Annotated in this window: 6 protein-coding genes; 5 read left to right on the top strand and 1 reads right to left on the bottom strand. The window is 69.6% G+C overall.

The window, feature by feature from the left end:
• The 5 genes from A5744_RS06890 to A5744_RS06870 all read left to right on the top strand — a co-directional run.
• A partial coding sequence (locus A5744_RS06890) for a hypothetical protein (protein WP_076059563.1) occupies window positions 1–1,167 on the top strand: 1,167 nt, incomplete at its 5' end.
• 24 nt (window positions 1,168–1,191) lie between these two features.
• On the top strand, window positions 1,192–1,845 hold the full coding sequence (locus A5744_RS06885) for a DUF4129 domain-containing protein (protein WP_076059532.1): 654 nt from the start codon (window positions 1,192–1,194) through the stop codon (window positions 1,843–1,845).
• Entirely contained in the window at window positions 1,827–2,975 is a 1,149-nt protein-coding gene (locus A5744_RS06880; protein WP_076059530.1) for a DUF4350 domain-containing protein, read from the top strand. The genes A5744_RS06885 and A5744_RS06880 overlap by 19 nt, the downstream gene beginning before the upstream one ends.
• On the top strand, window positions 2,972–3,949 hold the full coding sequence (locus A5744_RS06875; protein ID WP_076059528.1) for a MoxR family ATPase: 978 nt from the start codon (window positions 2,972–2,974) through the stop codon (window positions 3,947–3,949). Before A5744_RS06880 ends, A5744_RS06875 begins: the two co-directional genes overlap by 4 nt.
• Complete coding sequence (locus tag A5744_RS06870; RefSeq protein WP_076059526.1) at window positions 3,949–5,271, top strand: DUF58 domain-containing protein; 1,323 nt, start codon at window positions 3,949–3,951, stop codon at window positions 5,269–5,271. Before A5744_RS06875 ends, A5744_RS06870 begins: the two co-directional genes overlap by 1 nt.
• A gap of 26 nt (window positions 5,272–5,297) precedes the next feature.
• On the opposite strand, the gene A5744_RS06865 is transcribed toward A5744_RS06870, so the two are convergent.
• Window positions 5,298–6,299 (bottom strand): stage II sporulation protein M, encoded by a 1,002-nt coding sequence (locus A5744_RS06865; protein WP_076059524.1) that lies wholly within the window; start codon window positions 6,297–6,299, stop codon window positions 5,298–5,300.
• Window positions 6,300–6,324: the final 25 nt, after the last annotated feature.

Genomic DNA, 6,324 nt, shown 5'->3' with positions numbered 1-6,324 from the left:
CCCCCCGCGTACGGCCCCCCGCCCGGGTACGGGCCGCCACCGGGGTACGGGCCGCCACCGGGGTACGGGCCGCCACCCGGATACGGGCCGCCACCCGGATACGGGCCGCCACCGGGGTACGGCCCGCCGCCCGGGTACGGCGCGCCACCGGGCTTCGGTGCCTGGCCGGGCTATGGCCAGTCCCCGCCGGGCCAGGTGCCGCTCAAGCCCGGGATCATCCCGCTGCGCCCGTTGTCGCTGAGCGACATCTTCAACGGCGCCGTCGGCTACATCCGCACCAACCCGAAGGCGACGCTGGGATTGACCGCACTGGTGGTCGTGGTCATGCAGATCATCACGCGGATCGCCTTCTTCGGACCGTTGGCCGCCTACGGCCGGCTCAACACGGACAAGCCGGACGAGCTGTCCTTAGCCGTCGTGGGCGCGTGGCTGGCGTCGATGTCGGGCAGCCTGCTGGTCACCTGGCTCGGCAGCATGATGCTGTCCGGAATGCTCACCGTCATCGTCGGGCGGGCGGTGTTCGGTTCGACGATCACCATCGGCGAAACGTGGGCCAAGATTCGCGGGCGGCTGCTGCCCCTGCTCGGCCTCGCGCTGCTGGAAGCCGCCGTGGTGGTGGCCCTTGCGGGGTTGGTCGCGGTGATCCTCGCCGTGGCCGCGGCGATCGGCAACGGTGCCCTGGCGGTGTTGCTGGGATTCCCGCTGCTGCTCGGCATGATCGCGGTGCTGGTGTACCTCTACACGGTGGTGCTGTTCGCGCCCGTGCTCATCGTGCTGGAGCGGCTGCCGGTCATGGACGCGATCACCCGCTCCTTTGCGCTGGTTCGCAATGGTTTCTGGAGGGTGCTGGGGATTCGGACCCTGACGTTCATCGTGGCATCCGTCATCGCCAACGCGATGGCCACGCCGTTCAGCATCGTGGGCCAGATCATGTTTGCCGGGGACACGTCCATTTCGGCGCTGCTCATCAGCACCTCGATCGCCTCCGTCGGGGCGGCAATCGGTGAGATCGTCACCGCACCCTTCAACGCCGGAGTCATCGTCCTGCTCTACACCGACCGCCGCATGCGCGCCGAAGCGTTCGACCTGGTGCTGCAGACCGGCGCCGCCGGCGGGCCCTACGCGACCGCGTCCACCGACAACCTGTGGCTGACCCGGCCCGCGTAGGGGCCGAGCGAGGACGAGCTGACAGTGCCTTCCATCGACATCGACCGCGATGGCGCCCACCTGGCGGCCCAGACAGAACTGGGCAAGCCGATCTACGCGAAGGCTTCCGCGACACAGCAATTCGTCGAGTGGCTCAACGAACAGATCTACCGGCTGTTGCAAAAGACCGCCTCGATACCGGGCGGCTGGTTCACCACCATGGTGCTGCTGATCCTGCTGGGGATCGCGGTGGTGGTCGGGATCCGCATCGCCCGGCGCACCATGCGCACCAGACGCGGCGGCGACCACCAGCTCTTCGAAGCCGCCCAGCTCACCGCCGCCCAGCATCGCGCGACCGCAGAAAGCTATGCGGCGGAAGGGAATTGGACCGCAGCTATTCGGCACCGGTTGCGCGCCGTCGCCCGCCAGCTCGAGGAGACCGGCATCCTCAACCCGGCTCCGGGCCGCACCGCCAACGAACTGGCGCGGGACGCCGGCGCGGCGTTGCCTCATCTGGCGGGTGAATTGTCCGAGGCGGCAACGGCATTCAATGACGTCACCTACGGTGAGCGGCCCGGTACCCAGGCCGCTTACCAAATGATCGCAGACCTGGACGACCACCTCCGCTCGCGAGGGCCGGCCGCTGCCTCGACGACGGCGCACCATGTCGCCGCCGAATCATGGGCGCAGGTCCGATGACGGCCACCATCGAGAAGCGTCCGGCGGCGCGATGGCGCGTATGGGCCTGGGTGCTGCTCACCCTGGTGGTGCTCACCGTCATCGCCGGGATCGGCGCGTACCTGACCGAACCGCGGCCCGGCACCCCGATGGATCCCGCTTCGACCGGGACCGACGGTGCGCACGCGCTGGTCACCCTGCTGCGCGACGGCGGCGTCGAGGTCATCGCGGCCAACAGCATCGCCGACGTCGAGCGGGCGGCGCGCCCCAACACGCTCATCGTGGTGGCGCAGAGCCAGTATCTGACCGACGACGCCCTGCTGGACCGCCTGGCGAAGGCCCCCGGAGATCTCCTCTTGGTGGAGCCCACGGCACGAACCCGCGAGGCTCTGATGCCGGGCGTGGGCATCAAGCCCACCAGCAACTTCGACAGCAACCCCGATTGCTCGCTGCGCGAGGCCACTCGGGCCGGAGCGGTGCGCTTCGGCCCGAGCGTCACCTACGAGGCCAAGGACGGGCGCACGATGACCCGCTGCTACGGCGGGATACTGATCCGGTTCCGGGACCACGGGCGGACCGTGACGGCCGTCGGCAGCAGCGATTTCATGACCAACCGCGGCCTGTTGCAGGCGGGCAATGCGGCGCTGGCGATGAACCTCGCCGGCGCCCGGCCCCGGGTCATCTGGTACGCGCCGCATCGCGTCGAGGGCGAAACATCCTCCCCCGCATCGATTTACGACATGATCCCGGAAAACGTCACCTGGATCGTCTGGCAGCTGTGCGTGGTCGTGCTGCTGGTTGCGCTGTGGAAGGGCCGCCGGCCGGGTCCGCTGGTGGCCGAGGCATTACCGGTCGTGGTGCGGGCGTCGGAGACCGTGGAGGGCCGCGGCCGGCTCTACCGGTCCCGTCGGGCCCGCGACCGCGCCGCCGAAGCGTTGCGCACCGCCACATTGCAGCGGCTGGTGCCGCGGCTCGGCCTGGGCGCGGGCGCGGCGCCGCCGGCGGTGGTGACGACCGTGGCCGAGCGCAGCGGGGCCGACGCGGGATTCGTTGCCTACCACCTGTTCGGCCCGCCGCCGGCCACCGACAATGACCTCCTACAACTTGCCCGAGCGCTCGACGAAATCGAAAGGCTGGTCGCACACTCGTGACACAATCGTCCCCACCACAGACCCCCGTCGCCGAGTCCGCGCGAAATGCGTTGCTGGCGTTACGAACCGAGCTGGCCAAGGCCGTCGTCGGGCAGGAAGGAGTCGTCAGCGGCCTCGTGATCGCGCTGCTGTGTCGCGGCCATGTGCTGCTGGAAGGCGTTCCGGGAGTGGCGAAGACGCTGCTGGTCCGGGCGTTGGCCGCCGCACTGCAGCTGGAATTCAAGCGGGTGCAGTTCACCCCCGACCTGATGCCCGGCGACGTTACCGGTTCACTGGTGTACGACGCGCGCACCGCCGCGTTCGAATTCCGGCCGGGCCCGGTGTTCACCAACCTGCTGCTGGCCGACGAGATCAACCGCACCCCACCGAAAACCCAGGCCGCGCTGCTCGAGGCGATGGAAGAGCGTCAGGTCAGCGTGGAGGGTGAAGCCAAACCGCTGCCCGACCCGTTCATCGTCGCCGCGACACAGAACCCGATCGAATACGAGGGCACCTATCAATTGCCCGAAGCGCAACTGGACCGCTTCCTCCTCAAACTGAATGTGACGCTGCCGCAGCGTGATTCCGAGATCGCCATCCTCGCCCGGCACGCGCACGGCTTCGATCCGCGCGATCTGTCGGATATCAAGCCGGTTGCCGGCACCGCCGAACTGGCGGCCGGCCGGGAAGCGGTCCAGCAGGTGCTGGTCGCCGACGAGGTGTTGGGCTACATCGTCGACATCGTCGCGGCCACCCGCTCCTCACCGGCCTTGCAGCTGGGCGTGTCACCACGCGGGGCGACGGCGGTACTGGGCACGGCCCGATCCTGGGCGTGGCTGTCCGGCCGCAACTACGTCACGCCCGACGACGTGAAGGCCATGGCGCGCCCGACGCTGCGGCACCGGGTGATGCTGCGCCCCGAGGCGGAGCTCGAAGGCGCCACCCCCGACGGCGTGCTCGAAGGAATCCTGGCGTCGGTTCCGGTGCCCCGCTAGTGATCCTGACCGGACGGACCGGCCTGGCGGCACTGATCCTGGTTCTGCCGATCGCGCTGTCGCCTTGGCCGGCAAAGGCTTTCGTGGCGCTGCTGGTGGCGCTGGCGGTAGTCGTCGCCGCCGATATCGCGCTGGCGGCCAGCCCCGGAGCATTGCGCTTCACCCGGTCCCCCGACTGTTCGGCGCGACTCGGACAGGAGGTCGACGCGAGCCTGGACATCTATAACGACGGCCGCCGGCGCTTCCGCGGCCAGATCCGCGACGCCTGGCCACCGAGCGCGCGTGCCGAACCCCGCATTCACGCCGTCGACATCGCCGCCGGGCAGCGCCAGCACGTCCTCAGCGTCCTGCAACCGGTTCGCCGCGGCGATCAGCGCGCGGCCGTCGTCACGGCCCGTTCGATCGGGCCGCTCGGCTTCGCCGGACGCCAGCGTTCTCAGCCGGTACCCGGACAGGTACGGGTGCTGCCGCCCTTCCTGTCCCGCAAGCACCTGCCGTCGCGGCTTGCCAAGCTGCGGGAGATCGACGGGCTGCTGCCGACTCTGATCCGCGGGCAGGGAACCGAATTCGACTCGCTGCGCGAGTATGTCGTCGGCGATGACGTCCGCTCGATCGACTGGCGTGCGACCGCGCGCCGCGCCGACGTCATGGTTCGCACGTGGCGCCCCGAACGCGACCGGCGGGTGGTGATCGTGCTGGACACCGGGCGGATGGCGGCCGGTCGCGTCGGCGTCGACCCGACCGCCGCCGATCCCGCCGGGTGGCCCCGGCTGGACTGGTCGATGGACGCGGCCCTGCTGCTGGCGGCGCTCGCGTCGCGGGCCGGTGACCACGTCGACTTCCTCGCCCACGACCGGGTGAGCCGGGCCGGCGTATTCGGCGCGTCGCGCACCGAGCTGCTCGCCCAACTGGTCGAAGCGATGGCTCCGCTGCAGCCCACGCTGGTCGAATCCGATTGGCGCGCAATGGTTGCCGCCATTTTACGGCGCACGCGACGACGCTCGCTGGTGGTGCTGCTGACCGACCTCAACGCGACCGCGCTGGACGAGGGTCTGCTGCCGATCCTGCCGCGGCTGTCCGCCAAACACCACGTGATGATCGCCGCGTGCGCCGACCCGCGCGTCGACCAAATGGCCGCCGGGCGCTCCGACCCCGCCGCGGTGTACGACGCGGCGGCCGCCGAGCGCTCCCGCAACGACCGCCGCGCCATCGCGTCGCGGCTGCGCCACGGCGGGGTAGACGTGGTCGACGCCGTTCCGACGGAGCTGGCGCCCGCCCTGGCCGACCACTATTTGGCGATGAAAGCGACGGGGCGGCTTTAACTTTCGGCTTGGGCTTTCGGGCTCGATCAGGCGGTCGGGACGATATCGGGCGCGTCGTCGATATCGCCGGTCTCGCCGGCCTTTACCGCGCGCCGGCCGAAGTAGACGATGTAAAACAGGAACGCCGCCTCGGCGACGATTCCGATGCCGACCCGGACGAACGTCGGCAACGGCGACGGCGTCACCAACGCCTCTATCAACCCGGCAACCAGCAGCACACCCACCAGCCCCACGGCGACCGACACCACCCCGCGGCCCTGTTCGGCAAGGACCTGGCCGCGGGGCCGATCCCCGGGCGATATCACCGACCAGCCCAACCGCATCCCCGATCCGGCCGCCAGGAATACCGCCGTCAGCTCCAGCAGCCCGTGCGGAGCAAGCAGACCCAGCAAGATCCCGCCCTTACCGGCGTGGAACATCAGGCCGGCGATCAGTCCCAGGTTGGCCGCGTTCTCGAACAACACGACCGGAATCGGCAGCCCCAGCACGACGGCCGACGCGATGCACTGGGCCGCAACCCACGCGTTGTTCACCCAGATCTGCAGGGCGAACGCTGCGGCCGGGTGCTCGCTGTAATACGACGCGACGTCGTGGTTCACCAGTTGATCGATGTCGGTGGGTGTTCCGATCGCGGATTGCACCTCCGGATTGCTCGCCACCCAGAACCCGATGACCAGCACCATGGCGAAGAATGCCGCCGCCGTCCCCAGCCACCAACGCCAGCTGCGATAGGCCACCACCGGGAACGACACCGTCCAGAACCGGATGAACGCACTGCTCAGCGGCGCGTGGGCACCCGTCACCGCGGACCGGGCGCGCGCGATCAGGCTCGAGAGCCGGCCGACCATCAGCGAATCCGACCCGATCGTGCTGACCGACCGCAGCATCGACAGATGGGTGGACACGCGCTGGTACAGCTCGACCAGTTCGTCGACTTCCGCGCCGGTCAGCGACCGGCGGCGCTTGACCAACTGGTCCAGTCGGTCCCAGGTCGCGCGATGGGTCAGCACGAATGCGTCGACGTCCACCCTGAGCAGCCTAATTCGCCTGTAC

This window comes from Mycobacterium sp. IS-1264 (genome assembly GCF_001954195.1).
Taxonomy (GTDB): Bacteria; Actinomycetota; Actinomycetes; order Mycobacteriales; family Mycobacteriaceae; genus Mycobacterium.
The sequence above is the reverse complement of the archived record's forward strand: the minus strand, read 5'-3'. Positions and strand labels throughout refer to the sequence as shown.